Source organism: Reyranella sp. (assembly GCF_052439685.1).
Lineage (GTDB): Bacteria > Pseudomonadota > Alphaproteobacteria > Reyranellales > Reyranellaceae > Reyranella.
The window spans coordinates 60,391-77,308 of sequence record NZ_JBQVQG010000019.1 but is presented as its reverse complement, the minus strand read 5'-3'; the positions used below and the strand labels follow the sequence as shown (position 1 = coordinate 77,308).

At 66.0% G+C, this 16,918-nt stretch carries 18 protein-coding genes, 1 tRNA gene and 1 riboswitch; of the genes, 8 read left to right on the top strand and 11 right to left on the bottom strand.

What is annotated here, in order from left to right; translation table 11 throughout:
- The 4 genes from ACT6UX_RS21475 to ACT6UX_RS21460 form a co-directional block, all read right to left on the bottom strand.
- On the bottom strand, positions 1 to 1,518 hold the full coding sequence (locus ACT6UX_RS21475) for a hypothetical protein (protein ID WP_444777189.1): 1,518 nt from the start codon (positions 1,516 to 1,518) through the stop codon (positions 1 to 3).
- Position 1,519: 1 nt separating this feature from the next.
- Positions 1,520 to 2,524, bottom strand: a complete 1,005-nt coding sequence (locus tag ACT6UX_RS21470; RefSeq protein ID WP_444777188.1) for an SGNH/GDSL hydrolase family protein — start codon at positions 2,522 to 2,524, stop codon at positions 1,520 to 1,522.
- Between the two features lie 67 nt (positions 2,525 to 2,591).
- A tRNA-Gln gene (locus ACT6UX_RS21465) sits at positions 2,592 to 2,666 on the bottom strand.
- 63 nt (positions 2,667 to 2,729) lie between these two features.
- A complete protein-coding gene (locus tag ACT6UX_RS21460) occupies positions 2,730 to 3,245 on the bottom strand; it encodes a flavin reductase family protein (RefSeq protein WP_444777187.1) in 516 nt (171 codons plus the stop codon).
- Positions 3,246 to 3,485: 240 nt separating this feature from the next.
- On the opposite strand from ACT6UX_RS21460, the gene ACT6UX_RS21455 reads away from it, so the two are divergent.
- From ACT6UX_RS21455 to ACT6UX_RS21445, 3 genes are read left to right on the top strand one after another with little or no spacing between them, the layout of a single operon-like run.
- Positions 3,486 to 4,310 (top strand): CHAD domain-containing protein, encoded by an 825-nt coding sequence (locus ACT6UX_RS21455; protein WP_444777186.1) that lies wholly within the window; start codon positions 3,486 to 3,488, stop codon positions 4,308 to 4,310.
- A gap of 22 nt (positions 4,311 to 4,332) precedes the next feature.
- The gene (locus tag ACT6UX_RS21450; protein ID WP_444777185.1) at positions 4,333 to 5,490 is read left to right on the top strand and encodes a CobW family GTP-binding protein; all 1,158 of its coding nucleotides are present in this window, start codon (positions 4,333 to 4,335) and stop codon (positions 5,488 to 5,490) included.
- On the top strand, positions 5,487 to 6,368 hold the full coding sequence (locus tag ACT6UX_RS21445) for a fumarylacetoacetate hydrolase family protein (protein ID WP_444777184.1): 882 nt from the start codon (positions 5,487 to 5,489) through the stop codon (positions 6,366 to 6,368). Before ACT6UX_RS21450 ends, ACT6UX_RS21445 begins: the two co-directional genes overlap by 4 nt.
- 18 nt (positions 6,369 to 6,386) lie before the next feature.
- Here ACT6UX_RS21445 and ACT6UX_RS21440 read toward each other — a convergent pair whose 3' ends face one another.
- Positions 6,387 to 6,965, bottom strand: a complete 579-nt coding sequence (locus ACT6UX_RS21440; protein ID WP_444777183.1) for a TMEM165/GDT1 family protein — start codon at positions 6,963 to 6,965, stop codon at positions 6,387 to 6,389.
- 64 nt (positions 6,966 to 7,029) lie between these two features.
- Positions 7,030 to 7,175: riboswitch (yybP-ykoY riboswitch) on the bottom strand.
- A gap of 89 nt (positions 7,176 to 7,264) precedes the next feature.
- Positions 7,265 to 7,591 carry an NIPSNAP family protein gene (locus ACT6UX_RS21435; RefSeq protein WP_304854083.1) on the bottom strand — a complete coding sequence of 109 codons (327 nt, stop codon included), beginning with the start codon at positions 7,589 to 7,591 and terminating at the stop codon, positions 7,265 to 7,267.
- A gap of 70 nt (positions 7,592 to 7,661) precedes the next feature.
- Between ACT6UX_RS21435 and ACT6UX_RS21430 the strand changes: the two genes are divergently transcribed.
- Positions 7,662 to 8,201: a hypothetical protein gene (locus ACT6UX_RS21430; protein WP_444777182.1), complete on the top strand. Its 540-nt coding sequence runs from the start codon at positions 7,662 to 7,664 to the stop codon at positions 8,199 to 8,201.
- 10 nt (positions 8,202 to 8,211) lie between these two features.
- Here ACT6UX_RS21430 and ACT6UX_RS21425 read toward each other — a convergent pair whose 3' ends face one another.
- Positions 8,212 to 9,117, bottom strand: a complete 906-nt coding sequence (locus tag ACT6UX_RS21425) for an ABC transporter substrate-binding protein (RefSeq protein WP_444777181.1) — start codon at positions 9,115 to 9,117, stop codon at positions 8,212 to 8,214.
- Positions 9,118 to 9,177: 60 nt separating this feature from the next.
- Here ACT6UX_RS21425 and polA point away from each other — a divergent pair, with 60 nt between their 5' ends.
- The 4 genes from polA to ACT6UX_RS21405 are packed head-to-tail and all read left to right on the top strand — an operon-like array spanning position 9,178 to position 14,150.
- Entirely contained in the window at positions 9,178 to 12,090 is a 2,913-nt protein-coding gene (polA, locus tag ACT6UX_RS21420) for a DNA polymerase I (protein ID WP_444777180.1), read from the top strand.
- 14 nt (positions 12,091 to 12,104) lie between these two features.
- Entirely contained in the window at positions 12,105 to 12,773 is a 669-nt protein-coding gene (locus tag ACT6UX_RS21415; protein ID WP_444777179.1) for a hypothetical protein, read from the top strand.
- Between the two features lie 14 nt (positions 12,774 to 12,787).
- A complete protein-coding gene (locus ACT6UX_RS21410; protein WP_444777178.1) occupies positions 12,788 to 13,513 on the top strand; it encodes a hypothetical protein in 726 nt (241 codons plus the stop codon).
- A 19-nt stretch (positions 13,514 to 13,532) separates the two neighbouring features.
- Positions 13,533 to 14,150, top strand: coding sequence for a glutathione S-transferase family protein (locus ACT6UX_RS21405; protein WP_444777177.1), 618 nt, complete (start codon positions 13,533 to 13,535; stop codon positions 14,148 to 14,150).
- Positions 14,151 to 14,156: 6 nt separating this feature from the next.
- Here the strand turns inward: ACT6UX_RS21405 and ACT6UX_RS21400 are convergent, their stop codons facing one another.
- From ACT6UX_RS21400 to ACT6UX_RS21385, 4 genes are read right to left on the bottom strand one after another with little or no spacing between them, the layout of a single operon-like run.
- Positions 14,157 to 14,489, bottom strand: coding sequence for an HdeA/HdeB family chaperone (locus ACT6UX_RS21400; protein ID WP_444777176.1), 333 nt, complete (start codon positions 14,487 to 14,489; stop codon positions 14,157 to 14,159).
- Between the two features lie 11 nt (positions 14,490 to 14,500).
- Positions 14,501 to 14,722 carry a bacteriocin gene (locus ACT6UX_RS21395; RefSeq protein WP_298309171.1) on the bottom strand — a complete coding sequence of 74 codons (222 nt, stop codon included), beginning with the start codon at positions 14,720 to 14,722 and terminating at the stop codon, positions 14,501 to 14,503.
- 32 nt (positions 14,723 to 14,754) lie between these two features.
- Positions 14,755 to 15,684, bottom strand: coding sequence for a DUF2950 family protein (locus tag ACT6UX_RS21390; RefSeq protein WP_444777175.1), 930 nt, complete (start codon positions 15,682 to 15,684; stop codon positions 14,755 to 14,757).
- On the bottom strand, positions 15,681 to 16,865 hold the full coding sequence (locus ACT6UX_RS21385) for a DUF3300 domain-containing protein (protein ID WP_444777174.1): 1,185 nt from the start codon (positions 16,863 to 16,865) through the stop codon (positions 15,681 to 15,683). The genes ACT6UX_RS21390 and ACT6UX_RS21385 overlap by 4 nt, the downstream gene beginning before the upstream one ends.
- Between the last annotated feature and the right edge of the window lie 53 nt (positions 16,866 to 16,918).

Below are 16,918 nucleotides of genomic sequence, written 5' to 3'. Positions count from 1 at the left end.
TCAGGGCTTGCAGTCGAGCTTGGTCAGTCGTGGCGAGAAGGTGGGCAGCGCCGTCGACGCGCCGGCCGGCCAGGCGCGCGGCCAGGCCTTGTCGGCGAGCTTCTTCTCGACCAGCGGCACCAGCAGGTTGAAGGCCGCCCAGCCGCGGATGCGTGTCCCCGCATAGGATGTGTGCACGGCATCGATGAACAGGTCGGGGTCGAACGGCGTGTTGCCGACCAGATCGATGAAGGCAATGCCGTGGACCGCGGCATACTTGGCGAACAGCCGGTTCTGGAAGTTCGCCAGCCGCTCGAGGTCGCGATAGCGGTAGGGCCAGTTGGCGGCGTTGAGTTGCTCGATGATGAACCGGTGCCGCACCGGATCGACGACCATCCCGTCCTTCACCATCCAGAAGAACGAGGTGATCGCCATGTCGGCGCCGACCGTTTCGAGATCGGTCCGGATCCGGTCGAGGTCCTTCTGAATGAGGTTCAGGTTGACCGGCAGGTTGGCGAAGTCGAGATCCGGATTCATCTCGTCGAGCCCTTCCGGCCAGATGACCTTGTAGTCGGGCTTGGGCCATTCGCCGCCGCTGTTGCTTCCAGCCGTGGCCCCGGCCATCGCGAACGCGGCCTGCACGCGGCCGATCAGGGCGGAATAGCGCGCAGCCTGCTTCAGCCACTTCACGGCGGCCGGCTCCTGCGCATTCGACGGCCGGGTGACCGGGACGTCCGGCACCTTCTCGACGATCGAGGCCGGGCGGAACTGGTTGCCGCCTTCGTGGTAGATGACGAGATCGGGCCTGAGCGGCAGCACCTCGGTGCGCACGACGGCAGCGATATCGCTGGAAACGATGCTCTCGCGGCCCGCGTTCAGGACTTCGAACCGGATGCCCAAACCCTTGGCTTTGGACCAGACGTTCATCCAGTGGCCGACATATTCCGGCCAGGAGTAGGGCAGGTGGTGCGCCTCGACGACGGTGGAGGAGCCGACGAAGACGATGCGCACCGTCTTCTCGGGCCGCGGATTCTCGATCGGCGGTCCGCGCCAGCCGATCTGGTTGGTGGTCAGGCCACTCGGGATCGTGACGTCGGGGAGGAACCGGTAGGGCGGCCGCGGCTGACCGTCCGGCGCATCGTAGAGGAAGAGCTGCCCCGGCGCATGACGCAGGAACCAGTGCCGGCACGGATCACCGGAGAAACTCGTGTTCCAGACCTTGAACGCGTCGGAGGGCCGGAACCACATTCCGCCGACGGGATTGGCCTCGATGAAACGGTAGAGACGTTCCCAGTCCTCGGGGACGGGGCGCTTGTTGGGCAGTGGCGCGGGGTCGTCAAAGAACCAGGCGCGCTCGACGCCGGCGGCGCGCGGGACCTTGTCGACGGAGTCCTGCTTCACGCTGGCCAGTCCCATCGGCTCGCCGAGTGGCGTCAGCAGGATCGGATAGCCGTCGATGTAGCGGACGACGCCTTCGGCCGCGACGACGCTCAGCGCGAGCGAAACCAGGACAAGCAGTGCGTCCTTGAGGAACCGCATTCTATTTGCAGCCCTTGCCTTCATCCCGGCACAGGCCGTCCAGCAGCTTGTTGAGCTCGGGCACAATCATGGTGGTGAAGGCTGCCATCGCCGCGCCGTTCGGATGAGGGTCCGGGACCGTCACCCAGAGGCTCGGCGGGTCGAGATTCTCGACCGTCGGCAGCATGTCGAAGAACGGCACGCCCAGCCCCTCGACATCGGCCTTCACCTTGGCGGTGACCTCGGGAAAGGGATAGGGTTTCAGCTCGCGCAGCTCGGGAATGTTGAACACGACCAGCTTGGCGCCCATCTCGCGCGCCGTCGTCGCGAAGCCCTGCAGGGCCTTGCGCGTCTGCTGCCAGCCGGCGGCGTCATCCTTGTAGAGTTCGCGGTAGTAGCGCTTCCAGTCGGGCGCCTCGCCGAACTGGCGCATCAGCGAGTCCAGGCGGTACTTGAACACCACCCAGGCTGCAGAATGTTCGTCCAGCCAGGAGGTCTGGCCATAGGTCGGCATCGGCTCGGCGTCGTTGATGAAATAGCTGAGCACGATGATATCGGGCTTCAGCTTCGCAGCGCTCTCGCGGAACAGCGTGAGTTCCTGCAGCGTGTTGTGGTTGCCGACACCGAGATTGTAGCTGTCGACCTTGCGGCCCTCGCCGACCAGCGCGGCGGTGACCCGCGCAGCGGCGGTCTCGTTCTGCGCGACGCCCCAGCCCAGGGTCGTCGAATCGCCCGCGAAAGCGATGCGCGCCACGCCCGGCGGCGCCTTCTCGGGGATCTCCGACGACCGGAAGCCGTGCGAATCGGTCGTGACCTTGACGCCCATGAGCTCAGCCTCGGCATTGGGCCGGTGGCGATGACCGAGGTCGGGCCGCATGTCCCGCACCTTCACGTCGCGTGCATATCGCCACATTTCGAGTTCGTAGAGCATGCCGTTGTCGAGGAAGAGCCGCGTCATGCCCTCGAGGCAAAGCGCGCAAATGCCGGTGAGAACGACGACCAAAAGCGTATTTTTCAGAAAGTTCATAGACCTTGTCGCTCGAGCGGTTCATCCAGAAGACAGACGGACGTCGAAGCCCTCTACGAGGGCGCGATGGCTGGGGCGCCAGGATTCGAACCTGGGAATGGAGGAATCAAAATCCTCTGCCTTACCGCTTGGCGACGCCCCAGCAGGCGCCCGTTCGGGCGGGCGCGAACATAGTGGGTTGGTGCGGGGGCGCAACCCCGCTCGTTCAGGCTGCCTGGGCTGCCTTCTTCAGGGCTTCACCATGCACGAAGGCGCCGTCCGCATAGAGGAGCGGCAGGGCGGTTTCATGCAATGCCACATCGACGATCTCGCCGATGTAGATCGTGTGCGTGCCGGCCGAAAGCTCGGTGACGAGCTTGCAGTCGAACGACACGGGACATCCCTTCAGCACCGGCGCGCCGGTGGTGAGCGTCGTCCATTCGCCCATGTCCCGGAACCGTTCGTCGCCCTCGGTACCGTCCATGCCGGCGAAGCGCTCGGCCAGCTTGCGGTGCTCGGGGCAGAGGATGTTGACACAGAAGAAGCCGGCTTCCCCGATCGGGTCGTGGGCGCTGGCTGTCTTGTTGACGCAGACCAGAATCTGCGGCGGTTCGGCCGAAACCGAACAGACCGCGGTGGCAGTCAGCCCGCCGCGCTGGTCCTGAACTTTGGTGGTGATCAGGGTTACGCTCGCCGCCAGGTGGCGCATGCCCCTCTTGAAGGCCGCCGCATCGATACTCATGCAGTGACTCTAGGCCACGCCGGGCCGGCGCCGCTACTGCAAAGACGGCGTAACAGACGCCGCCAAACAGCGGGCCCCGATCATGGAATCGAGAGACCGGCGTGCTCGACCGTCTCCCGGATGACATAAAACCTTCACCGGACTGTCGCTCTTTACGGTTGCCCCCTCGCGGGGCGCCGCTACGGTCCTCATGCAATGTCAGCTTCCGGGCACAAGCTCACCCCTGAAACCCTACCCGAAATGGCGCTCCGCGCGATCGCAGGCTCCTGCCGGACAGACCTCGCCAAATATCGGGACATCGTGCTGCAGAGCCGGCGTCCTATCGGCATCCATCAGGCGCGGGTGGCACTGCGCCGCCTGCGCGCCGCCTTCAGTGTATTTCGCCCTGCGGTCGACGGTCCGGAGGTTCGCGCCCTCTCGGCGGAAGCCAAGTGGCTGGCCAGCGAGTGCGGTCCCGCACGCGACCTGCACGTATTCCTGACCGAAAGCGTCGTCGACGTCCCGCCCGTGGTGAAGAAGGTCGGCGCGCGACTGGCCGCGAGCCACCTGGAGCGCGCCCGGGCTGCCCTCGGCAGCGCCCGCTACGAGGCCTTCGACCAGAGGCTCGCCGCCTTCGCCGCCGAACCGGCGCCGGCGGAGGTGCGGGGCGGGCTGCGCCTCGACGAATTCGGCCGTCACGTCCTCGATTCGCGCCACGCCAAGGTGATCCGCCGCGGCCGTCTCTTCGCCCGGCTGAGCGAGGAGCAGCTCCACCAGCTGCGCATCGGCATCAAGAAGCTGCGCTATGCCGCGACCTATCTCAGCCCCGCCTTTGCCTCGCCCGCGGCCAAGCCCTATATCGAGGCAACGGTGCGCCTGCAGGGCGCGCTCGGCGCCTTGAACGATCGCGCGACGGCGGCTCGCATGCTGGCCGACATCGCGACGGCCTCCCGTCCCTCCGAGGACACGGCCCCTTTCCTCAAGGTCCTCGCCAGGCAGGCGGCAAGTGGCGAGAAGCGCCGCCGCCGCAAGCTCGAGCGGGCCTGGAAGGAGTTCAGGAAGGTCGAGCGCTTCTGGCGGGCGTGATCCCCGAACACAGGATGTTTCGATGAGCGATCCGCAGAACGCTGCCGAGCAGCGTATTCCCGTCACCGTGCTGACGGGCTTCCTCGGCAGCGGCAAGACCACCCTGCTCAACAAGCTGCTGCGCCGGCCCGAGCTGGCCGACACCGCCGTCATCATCAACGAATTCGGCGAGATCGGCCTCGACCATCTCCTGGTCGAGAAGTCCGACGACGAAGGCATGGTGACGCTGAACTCGGGCTGCCTGTGCTGCACGGTGCGCGGCGACCTGGTGCGCACCATGAGCGAGCTGTTCCTCAAGCGCTCGCGCGGCGAGGTCTCGGCGTTCAAGCGCATGGTGGTCGAGACCACGGGCCTGGCCGATCCCGCGCCCATCCTGCACACGCTGATGACCGACCCGCTGCTGGCCTCGCGCTACCGCCTCGACGGCGTGGTGACGACAGTCGACGGCGTGAACGGCGCCAGCACGCTTGACAATCACGAGGAGGCCGTGAAGCAGGCCGCCGTCGCCGACCGCATCCTCCTGACCAAGGTCGACATTGCCGATGCCCCCAAGCTCGCCGACCTGAAGCACCGGCTGCACCACCTCAATCCAGGTGCGCCGTTCCACACGGTCGCGACGGGCGAGATCGATCCCAACCAGATCCTCAATGCCGGCCTCTACAATCCCGAGACCAAGAGCGCCGACGTGAAGAAGTGGCTGCAGGCCGAGGCCTACGAAGGCAGCCACGACCACGGGCACGGCCATCATCACCATGGCCATGATCACGGCCATTCCCACGATCACGACCATGGCCACGGCGAGCAGGATCCGCACGACGTCAACCGCCACGACGACCGCATCCGCTCCTTCTGCATGACCTTCGACGAGCCGATGAGCTGGTCGACGGTGGCCGCGGCGTTCGACGCGCTGGTGACCTATCGCGGCCCCGACCTGCTGCGCATGAAGGGCATCCTGAACGTGAAGGACACCGACAAGCCCGTCGTGATCCACGGCGTGCAGCACGTCTTCCACCCGCCCGCCACGCTCGACGCCTGGCCCGAAGGCGACGACCGCAAGAGCCGTGTCGTGTTCATCACGCGCGACATCGGCGAGAGCACGATCCGCAAGGTCTTCGCCTCGTTCTTCGATGCCGAAAAGAAGGGCTGGGGCAACGCGGGCGAAGAGGCAAAGCCGCAATGAAGCTCGCGACGATCACGCACGGCGGCACCGCCAAGGCCGCGCTCGCCAGCCCGGACGGCAAGACCTTCTGGCCGCTCGAGGAGATGCTGGGACGCGCCGTCCCGACCCTCGCCGCCATCGTCGGCGACTTCGACGCGATCCGGTCGAAGATCGCACCGACCGGTGCAGGGCTTCCCCTCTCCTCGGTGAAGATCGAAGCGCCGATTCCGCGACCGGCGCGCAACGTCATGTGCGTCGGCAAGAACTATCACGAGCATGCGAAGGAGTTCACGCGCAGCGGCTTCGACAGCAGCGCGAGCTCGGCGGCGGACGCCATCCCGACCGCGCCGATCATTTTCACCAAGGCGCCCGAGTGCGTGATCGCCGACGGTGCCGACATCCGCTACCCCGAGGGCGTCAGCGATTCGGTCGACTACGAGGCGGAACTCGGGCTGGTCATCGGCAAGGGCGGCCGCGGCATCGCCAAGGCGCACGCCTACGACCATGTCTTCGGCTACACGATCATCAACGACGTGACGGCGCGCGACCTGCAGGGCAAGCACAAGCAGTGGTTCCTCGGCAAATCGCTCGACACGTTCTGCCCGATGGGCCCGTGGCTGGTGACGGCCGACGAGGTCGCTCCGGAAAACCTCACCGTGAAGTGCTGGGTGAACGACGAGCTGCGCCAGGATGCCAACACGCGCGATCTCATCTTCGACATCCCGACCCTGATCGCGACGATCTCCGCCGGCATCACGCTCCAGCCCGGCGACGTCATCGCCACCGGAACACCGGTCGGCGTCGGCATCGGCTTCACGCCCCCGAAGTTCCTGAAGCGCGGCGACCGCGTGACGATCGAGATCGAAGGCCTGGGCCGGCTGTCCAACGCAGTGGCATAGCCGGCCCGCGCCCGAGGGTCAGCCTCCCAGCAGGCCCATGTCGAGCTTCAGCAGGGCGAGCAGGCCCAGCACCACGAACGACGCCGCGGCGAGCGAGCGAACGAGCTTCAGCGGCACCTTGCGCGACAGCACATCGCCGAACAGCACGGCGGGCACGTTGGCGAGCATCATGCCGCACGTCGTGCCGGCGGTGACGGCGAGCAGATCGTTGAAGCGGGCAGAGAGCGCCACGGTCGCGATCTGGGTCTTGTCGCCGATCTCGACCAGAAAGAAGGCGATCGCCGTCGCCACGAACGCACCGGCCGCGCCCGCGACCTTCGGACCTTCGTCGGCCTTGTCGGGAATCAGGCACCAGACGGCCATGGCGAGGAACAGGATTCCCAGGATCCAGCGCATCGCGTCAGGCCCCAGCCAGGCGGCGACGGCGGCACCGGCCCAGGCCGCGAGCGCGTGGTTGGCCAGGGTCGCGACCAGGATGCCCAGGATGATGGGCACGGGCCGGCGATAGCGGGTGGCGAGGATCATGGCCAGGAGTTGCGTCTTGTCTCCGATCTCGGCGACGGCAACGATCCCTGTAGAGACGAGAAAGGCTTCCACGGCGAATCACACAGCGGGACCGAGCACGAACCTATGGCTCCCGGTGCCGCCCGATCCCGCGGGTAAAGACACTGGAAAGCCAAAGGTCTCGCCAAGCGCGGCCCTCTCGAGGGCCGTCGGTCGCCGAATGTGCCATGGTTCCCGAAGGACCCAAGTCTGTTGACACATCCGCCTCTGGGGTGAGGCCGGCTACTCCCCGATGACGGGATGCTGATAGTCCGCCGCCCCGCTCGCCGCAAGCCCCGGAACGTCGCGGATGTTGCGAGCGCCTCGCAGACGTCAGGCGCGGCGGCGAGGCCTCACGGGTGTGGGCCCCACGGCGCCGCGTTCAGCAACTTCACCTCCTGGCTCATCACCAGCGGACGGAATTTCACCGCGAAGCCGTCCATGAAGGCGGGGTCGGCGAAGACGGCGGCCCAGTGACGGCGCCGATGGGCATCGTCCTCGAATTTCCAGAGATGGACGAGCTGGTTGATGGTGCCGGTGTCGCCCTGGAAGTAGCCGACGAGGTTCTTGGCGTGGCCGCCCTTGTCGAGCGCCGGAAAGCCGAACTCCTGATAGAGCTTCACGGCTTCGCCCATCTTGCCGACATAGAGCGTGTAGGTCCTGAGTTCGTAGAGCGCCATTTCGATCTCCCCCGAAGTTTCCAGCCGTCAGCATGACAAGAGCATGCGTCACGATCTAGGCTGATTGCCCATGTCCAGCTCGCTCGAAGCCGTCAGCACGTACTTTCACGCCAAGGACGGAAATCGCCCGTTCCTGATGCGCCGCGCCTTTGCCGAAGACGCCCAGCTGGAAATGAGGGTGAAGACCAACGCCATTTCGTTTCCCGGCACGGCCAGCGGATTGCCCGAACTGGAGGAAGTCCTCGTCCGGCGCATCGCGACCGATTTCGAGAATGTCCATTCGTTCGGCCTGAGGCAGCCGATGGAGACCGACCGACGCCATTTCACCTGCCCCTGGCTCGTCGCCATGTCGGCGCGGAGCGACGGCGCCCTGCGGATCGGCAGTGGGCTCTACGACTGGCAATTCTCGTCCGACGCAAGATGCCTGGCCGAGCGACTGGTCATCACCATCGACGTGATGGAAGTCCTCCCGGCCTCGGAACTCGGCAACATCATGAGCTGGATCACCGCCCTGCCCTATCCCTGGTGCCAGCCCGGGCAAGCCTTGCAAAGCATGCCGCGTCTCGACGCACTGGCGCCCGTCCGGCGCTACCTGGAAGAGATCGCCTGAAGGTTCGTCTTCACACCCCGATCGCGTGCGTGGCCAGCTTGGTATCGACCACGTCCTCGAAGGCGATGTCGCGGGACAGGATGCCCGAGGAACGCATGGCCGCGTGCAGCCGGTCGTAGCCTTCGCGCCGAATGACCGGATCGCGCCCCCACAGGCCGAGCGCGCGATAGCGGTCGATGCAGGCGGCGAACAGGTCGCGCGGAACGTCTGGAAAGAACGACTGCACGACGTCGACGATTTCCAGCGAGCGGGTGACGGCGAACCATTTCAGGGTCGCATCCATGCCACGGATCATGCACGCGAGCTCGTCGGCACGACCGTCGAGGACGCCGCGTCGCGTGACGAGGGTCGTATAGGCGGTGAGGCCGCGATCCGCGGCGGCGTTCCAGATATGGCCCGCGCCGGTCGAAACCAGCCGCTCGGCATAGGGTTGGAAGACCTGCACCGCATCGACCTTGCCCTCGCGCAGGGCGGCCTCGTTCTCGCCCATGTCCTTGTCGGCGATCCGGTCGACCTTCGACGGATCGACGCCGGCGCGGCGCAGGTCGTCCTGCAGGCAGACCCACGGCGTCGGCACTTCCGAGACCGTCGCCAGCTTGACCGACAGGAGATCGGCAAACTTGAAATCCGGCCGCGGCGTTGCACCGACCACGAAGAACGGATCGCGCGCCACCACGTCGCAGAAACAGACCAGATCGGAGGCCGGATCCTTGTCGCGCGCGATCAGGACGCGGAGCGGCCCGCCCCACATCACGTCGACCTCGCCGGCCCGCAACGCCCGGGCCGCCTCCAGCGGGTCAGACGAGGGCCGCAACTCGACCTCGACCCCAGCCCGCGTGAAAGCACCGCTGGCATGGGCGGCATAGAAGGGGGCGTAGAAAAGCGCGCGGAAATTCTCGGACAGGACAATGGTCATGCACCGATCGTATCACAGCCCCATCTCCCGCCGCAGGGCCCCGCGTGCTAGGCCTTGGGCATGGCGAAATCCAAGGCTCCCGCGACGACCCCGGCGGACGGCGACACGCCGCTGCGCCACCTCTACCTGATCGACGGCTCGGGCTATCTGTTCCGCGCCTACCACGCCCTGCCGCCGATGAACCGGCCCGACGGGACGCCGATCAACGCCGTGTTCGGCTTCTGCCGCATGCTGGTGGCCGACCTTTTGGACAATCCCGAGATCGATCATATCGCCATGATCCTCGACGCCGGCAGCGTCACTTTCCGCAACCAGATCTACGACAAGTACAAGGCCAACCGGCCCGATCCGCCGGAAGACCTGATCCCGCAATTCCCGCTGATCCGCGAGGCGGCGCGCGCGTTCAACGTCACGGTGTGCGAGCTGGAAGGCTACGAGGCCGATGACCTGATCGCGACCTACGCCCGCATGGCCGTCGAGGCCGGCGGCACCTGCACCATCGTCTCTTCCGACAAGGACCTGATGCAGCTGGTGCGGCCGGGTGTCGAGCTGATGGACCCGATCAAGAAGATCAAGCTCGGGCCCGAGGCGGTGTTCGAGAAGTTCGGCGTGACGCCCGACAAGGTCGTCGACGTTCAAGCGCTGGCCGGCGACTCGACCGACAACGTGCCGGGCGCCCCCGGCATCGGCATCAAGACCGCCGCCCAGCTCATCAACGAGTATGGCTCCCTCGAAGCGCTGCTGGAGCGCACCCAGGAGATCAAGCAGCCCAAGCGCCGCGAATCGCTGCAGAACAATGCCGAGCTGATCCGCATCTCCAAGCAACTCGTGACCTTGCGCGACGACGTGCCGACACCGGCTGAGCCCGAGGCCTTCGACAAGCGCAAGCCGGATCCCAACGTGCTGCTGCCGTGGCTGGAGCAGCAGGGCTTCCGCACATTGCTGCAGCGCTTCACGAGTGAACTGGGTGAGGCCAGTGCACCCGTCGCGCCGGCGAACGCGCCCGCGAAGAAGGCCGACCCGACGCCGGCGCCCGCCGCCTCCGCGTCGAAGAAGCCCAACCGGGAGTTCACGCCCGCCGACTATGAAATGATCCAGGACGAGAAGCTGCTCGACGAATGGATCGCCGAGGCGACCCGGGCCGGCACGGTCGCGTTCGACTGCGAGACCGACGGTCTCGATTCCAACAATGCCGGGCTGGTCGGTGTCTCGCTGGCCCTGCTCGAAGGCCCGTGGGGTGACGTCAATTCGACGCGCCGGCGCGCCGCCTATCTGCCGTTGATGCACAAGGTTCCCGGCGGTGCCGTGCAGGGCGCGCTCGATCTTCTGGGCGACGGCGGCGACAAGGATGCCGGCAAGCTGCTCGAGGGACAGATCCCCTTCAAGACCGCGATCGAAAAGCTGAAGCCGTTCCTGGAAGACCCGGCGGTGCTGAAGGTCGGCCAGAACATCAAGTACGACATGGCGGTGTTCCGCCGGCATGGCGTCGAAATCGGCCCGGTCGACGACACGATGCTGATCTCGTTCGTCCTCGACGCCGGCAAGAACAATCACGGCATGGACGAGCTGGCCGAGCTCCATCTCGGCCAGAAGACCATCAAGTTCTCGGACGTGGCCGGCAGCGGCTCCAAGCAGGTGACCTTCGACAAGGTGCCGCTCGACAAGGCGCGCGACTACGCCGCCGAGGATGCCGACGTCACCATGCAGCTGTGGGCGCGGCTGAAGCCGCGGCTCGTCCCCGAGCGCGTCACCTCGATGTACGAGACGATCGAGCGGCCGCTGATCCCGGTCCTGATCTCGATGGAGAGCGCCGGCATCAAGGTCGATGCGCTGAAGCTCAAGGGGCTGAGCACCGACTTCGAGAAGCGGCTGGCCGAGCTCGAAGGCGAGATCCACAAGATCGCCGGCCGCGAGTTCAACGTCGGCTCGCCCAAGCAGTTGGGCGAGATCCTGTTCGACGAGCAGAAGCTGCCCGGCGGCAAGCGCAACAAGAACGGCTCGTGGGCGACCGATGCCTCGGTGCTGGAGGATCTCGCGGCACAGGGCCATCCGCTGCCGGTGAAGATCCTGGAGCACCGCCAACTCGCCAAGCTCAAGGGCACCTACACCGACGCGCTGATGCGCCAGGTCGATGCGAAGACCGGCCGTGTCCACACTTCCTATCACATGACCGGCGCCGCCACGGGACGCCTCGCCTCGACCGATCCCAACCTGCAGAACATCCCGGTGCGCAGCGAGGAAGGCCGCAAGATCCGCCAGGCCTTCATCGCCGAGACGGGTTACAAGCTGCTCAGCGCCGACTATTCGCAGATCGAGCTGCGCCTGCTCGCGCACGTGGCCGACATTCCCGCACTGAAGGAAGCCTTCGCGCGCGGCGACGACATCCACGCGATCACGGCGAGCGAGATGTTCGGTGTGCCGGTGAAAGGCATGGACCCGCTGATGCGCCGCCGCGCCAAGGCAATCAACTTCGGCATCATCTACGGCATCTCGGCCTTCGGCCTCGCCAATCAGCTCGGCATCGGCCAGCAGGAGGCCAAGGAGTACATCGCCAAGTATTTCCAGCGCTATCCCGGCATTCGCGACTACATGGAACGGACCAAGGACTTCGCCCGCAAGCACGGCTACGTGCTGACGCCGTTCGGCCGCAAGATCCACCTGCGCTTCATCCACGACAAGAGCCAGGGCATGCGCGCCTTCGCCGAGCGCGCGGCGATCAACGCCCCGCTGCAGGGCGGCGGCGCCGACATCATCAAGCGCGCGATGATCCGCCTGCCCGGCGCCCTCACGGCTGCCAAGCTAAACGCCAGGATGCTCCTGCAGGTCCACGACGAACTGCTGTTCGAAGTGCCCGAGAAGGAACTCGACAAGACCAGGGACGTGACGCGCAAGATCATGGAAAGCGCCGCCTCGCTCACCGTGCCCCTGGTCGTCGACACCGGCGTCGGCGACAACTGGGCGGCCGCGCACTAGGCGGAGAGAGAGCCATGCGCGCGACGCTGATGGCTTTGGCCCTCTTCCTTGCAATGCCAGCGCGTGCAGGGTCTGACGTCACAATTAGGAACGAGCCTTGTTGCGAAGAGCAACGCGCGGCCGCAGCGCTTTCGCCCGAGGCGAAAGTAATTGCTGCAATACCGGAGCAAGCTTTTCGCGAAGGCAGCGTCCTATGGTTGAGGCTCGATGGCAACCGATCGGCACAGATCGTCGACTGCGCCGCCTTCGTCTGCAGTGTTGACAATTTTCGCTGGCATAAGCTGGTGGCTTGGTGGCCAAAGCATCGATACTACGTGATCGATGTCGGGCTCTACGAAGGTCGGCACGCCTTCCTCATCTCGGAACGGGATGGCCGCTCCACACCCGTATTTGCCCCGCCTGTTCTGTCGCCAACCGGTCGTTATGCAGTCGCGGCGGACTTGTCGCCCGCCTATGGAAACGGCTTGCAGATTATCGACATGAGCGTTGATCCGCCCTCGACTCTAGAAGTGATTTCCCAGCCAACCTGTTCCGGCGACAAAGCCATGTCGCTACGGCCCACTCCGGTCTGGCTCGACGATTCACGAGTTGCGTTCGAAGGTAAGCCATTTTTCGACAACGACGATCCTAGAGAAAAGCAAGTCTTTCGGATCATCGATGGCAAGCCGGAATGGGAATGCTGAATTCAGGAAGAGCGATGCGCGGCTTGCTCGCTGTGATCCTTACAGCGACCGCCTCCGGCGCGCTTGCGCAGGAGACGGGCGTCCTGCCGCCGCTCATCACGACCTACTCCATTGCAGTGGTCGTCAAGGAGAAATGCTGCGACTGGCAGGGTGAGCATGTGCCCGTGCCAGACAGCGCGGACCGGGAGGCGCTGGAGAAGCTGCGCGATCGTGCTTATCGTAATGGCATCGTCCTTCAGCTCCGGCTCGACGGGGATCGGTCGCTCAAGATCGTGGACAACACCATCGTCGGCGAATCCTGCGAAGGATATGACGGATGCCGGAAGCATCGATTGATCGGCTATTGGCCCAAGCAACACCAATATGTCGTCGATGCCGATCTCTGGGAAGGCCGGGACACCTACCTGGTTTCCGCTCGGGACGGCCGGCTCTTGCGCGTCGGATCGCCACCCCTTCTCTCGCCTTCCGGCGAGTACGCGATAGGCGTGGACAACAGCATCGCCTATCCGAACGAAGGCTCGGAACTGATCGACCTTCGCAAGGACCCACCGACGGGGATTCGTCTGCCGAGCCTGTCCTCCTGTCCGTGGACAAAGCCTCAGCTATGGTTGCGGCCCGATCCCCGGTGGCTCGACGACACACGCATCATCTTCGAAGGGTCCCTGGATCCCGTCCAGTTCGACCCCGACGTCAAACACATCCTGCGCATCGTCGATGGCAGGCCGGAATGGGAATGCTGAACTCAAGGAGAATGATCCGATGAAAATCTGGGGCCGTGCCAATTCGATCAACGTGATGAAGGTCCTGTGGTGCGCCGACGAGTGCGGACTCAAGTACGAGCGCGAGGATGTCGGTGGGGCGTTCGGCGGCAACGACCAGAAATGGTACCTCGACATGAATCCCAACGGCGTCGTGCCGACCATCGACGTGGGCGGGCGGATCATCTGGGAGAGCAACTCGGCGGTGCGCTATCTCGCGGCAAAGCACGCCGCGGGCACGCTATGGCCGACCGATCCTGGCCTGCGCAGCGAGGCCGACCGCTGGATGGACTGGCAGCTCAGCACCATCGGCGAGCCGATGCGCCTCGCCTTCTGGGGCCTGATCCGCACGCCGCCGGAGAAGCGCGACATGGCGGCAATCGGCAAGGCCGCCGCGGAGGCGGGCAAGCTGTTCGGCCGGCTGGATGGCTGGCTCGAGGGCCGTCGCTACGTTTCGGGCGACCAGTTCACGATGGGCGACATCCCGGTCGGCTGCTTCATCCATCGCTGGTATGCGCTGGAAATCGAACGCCCGGACCTGAAGAACGTCCGGGCGTGGTACGAGCGGCTCACGACGCGCCCGGCCTATGCCCGGCACGTCATGATCAAGCTGACCTGAGGGGCGCTACTTGCGCTTCGGGAGCTTCGAGCTCTCGGCAACGATGGCACGGTCGACCACCGTGAACAGGTAGGCGTCGGGCGACAGGGTGCAGCCGCCGCGCACCAGATGGGCGAGCTGGGCACCCTGCTCGCCATCGGGAATCATGACGCCGCGCACGCGCGCCGAATGCTCCGCGAGGAACACGGCCAGCGCCTTGCGGGCTTCCGGATTCATCGCATGGGCCTCGCGGCAGGTGATGTAGGCCGCCTGGTCGAAATTGAGCGGCGGGTTCTGCGCCTGGGCGGACGCCGAGATGGCGATGGTGGCCGCCAGCGCGAGAAGGATCCTGGAGGTCATCTGGATCTCCCTTACTTGCTGTTGCCGATGGCGGTGCCGCCGATATAGCCGACCGCGCCGCCGATCAGGCCGGCGCCGACCACCGCACCGAAGCTGCCGCCGGTCGCCAAGCCGATGCCGGTGCCGGCCGCAGCGCCGACCAGCGCGCCGGTCTGGCCGTCCGACAGGTTGCTGGTATTGCAACCGCCCAGAAAGCCCGCGGCCACGACCAGCGTCAGGATCTTCGTCTTCATCACACCTCTCCCCTTCACCACGACGCCCCGCTTCACGGGGGCGTCATATCTGCCTTCACCCAGCCCTTGTCGGGATTGAAGGTGTTGATCATGCCGGCCTTCTGCGCCGTCTCCGGCCCCAGGTCCTGCTGATAGACCTCGCCCTTGTAGTCGACGATGAAGGTCATCACCCCGGTCACGCCATAGCGCACCGGCCAGGCGATGGCGCCGAAGCCCCCCATCATGCGGCCGTTCACGATGTAGTCGCGCGCGCCGCCCGGAGCTGCCGCACCCTGTCCATAGAGCAGGCGGAAATAGTAGCCGTAATGGCCGTCGGGAGAGTTGCCATCGGCCTGGGCACGGGCGACCGCCGGCCCGAGCGGGCTCTGCGGCTCGCCGGGCTTGGTCGCCCAGTAAAGCCCGTCCTTGCGGCCGGGTGAGCTGAGAAGCCGCCGCGCATAGACCGGCGAGCCGGTCTTCATCGGGTCGATCGCCGCGTAGTCGCGCTGAGCGTCGACGATGGCCAGCATCGTCTGCACCACGGCGGCTTCGTCATGGCCGATCTGGCGCAGGCGCATCTCGCGCCAGCCAGCGACCGGATCGAAGCGCCATTCCGCGCCGTCCTTCACGATCGGGATCGGCAGGGTCCAGCCGGCCTTGCCGGCCATGACGGTCGCCTTGTCGCCGGAGACCTTGACCTCGTGGCTTTCGTCCCACGCGGCGAGATAGGCCGCCCGACGCTCCTGCCGTTGTTCGGACGTCGCCGGAACGAACTCGTTCCATTGAGGTCCCAGCAGCGTGCCCAGGGCCTTCTGGTCGTTCTTGCGGACCGCGTCGGTGAAGGCATTCGCGGCCGCGTCGGCCGTCGGAAAGCCCTGGAGCTTGGCCGCCTGCTGGGCAACCGTGCCGCCGGCCAGGCCCCCTGCAAGCCCGACAAATACGGCGAGAGCCAGGAGACCGCGCCTGAACATCGTGCCGCTCATCGCCGTCCTCCTCCGCCGAACCTGGCGCCGCCACCACCCCCGCCGAAATGCTCGCCGCCGCCACCCCAGCTACGGTTGCCCCAGGACTGGCTGCCGCGGTCGAAATCGCGAGTGGCGCCGCTGCCGCCGCGGTTGATGTCACCGAACGCACCGCGATCTCCCGCCGTCCGGTTCTCGAAGCTGCGATTTTCCGCCGGCCGGTTTTCGGCAGCAGGGCGGTTCGCGGCTCCGCGATTTTGCACGCCCTCGGTGCCGCGCCCGTCGAGCTGACCGCGGAACTGCTCGCGCTGCTGTGCCGAATCGGGACGATGCTGATCGAACTGCTGCCGCTCGGCGGGCGTCCGGTACGGCACGCCGTCGCGATGCGCCGGGTCGTGGTTCCACTGGCCGTTGCGATAGCGGTCGGCGTTGAAGTTGTTGGTGATGTTGGTCGCCCGGTTGACGTTCACCGTCGTGTAGCTGTTGCCCCAGCCACCGCCGCCGTAACCCCAGTGCCAGCCGCCGAACATCGCCGAGCCGGCGGCCACGCCCAGGCCGAACATCATGCCGCTCATCAATGCCGCACCATAATAGGACGGTGGCGGATAATAGGGCGGCGGGTAGGCCGGATAGGGCCAGGTGCCATAGGCCCAGGCCGGATTGTAATAGGGCACGTAGAGGAGTTCGGGACTGGCCGGCTCGATGACGATCGCGCTGGCGCCGCCGCTCGACTGCGTCGTGACCGTCTGCTGCGGAGTCGACTTCAGGTTACCGGCCGCCTGCGCCTTGGCACGCAGGCGCTGGACCGCCGTCGCGACGTCCTTCTGCTGGCCGATCATCGCGTCGCCGAGCTTTTGCGTCCAGTCGAGCTGGTTGCTCATCATCTGCAGCGTCTGCGGAAAGGCGGTCAGGGACTTCACGCTGACGTCCCAGCTCTTGTCCTTCACCGCGGCGACCGCGGCATCGCCCTTGAGGTTGGGATTGGCCTGCGACCAGCGCGCCGCCTCGACGACTTCGAGCGGATAGGTCGCGGCCATCAGGACCTGCGAGAGCAGCGCGTCCGGATAGAGGGCGATGGGCGCCAGCAACTGGTCGAGCTGCTCGGTGGTGAAAGGCTTGTTGGACTCCTGCGCGCGCAGTCCATGGAAGGGGGCGAGAGCGAGTGCGGCCGTCGACAATGCAAGAAGTTTGCGCCGTTCCATGTCCTGCTCGTTCCCCCGCAAATGTCGGCAAATAGGCCTGCGGCACACTACTT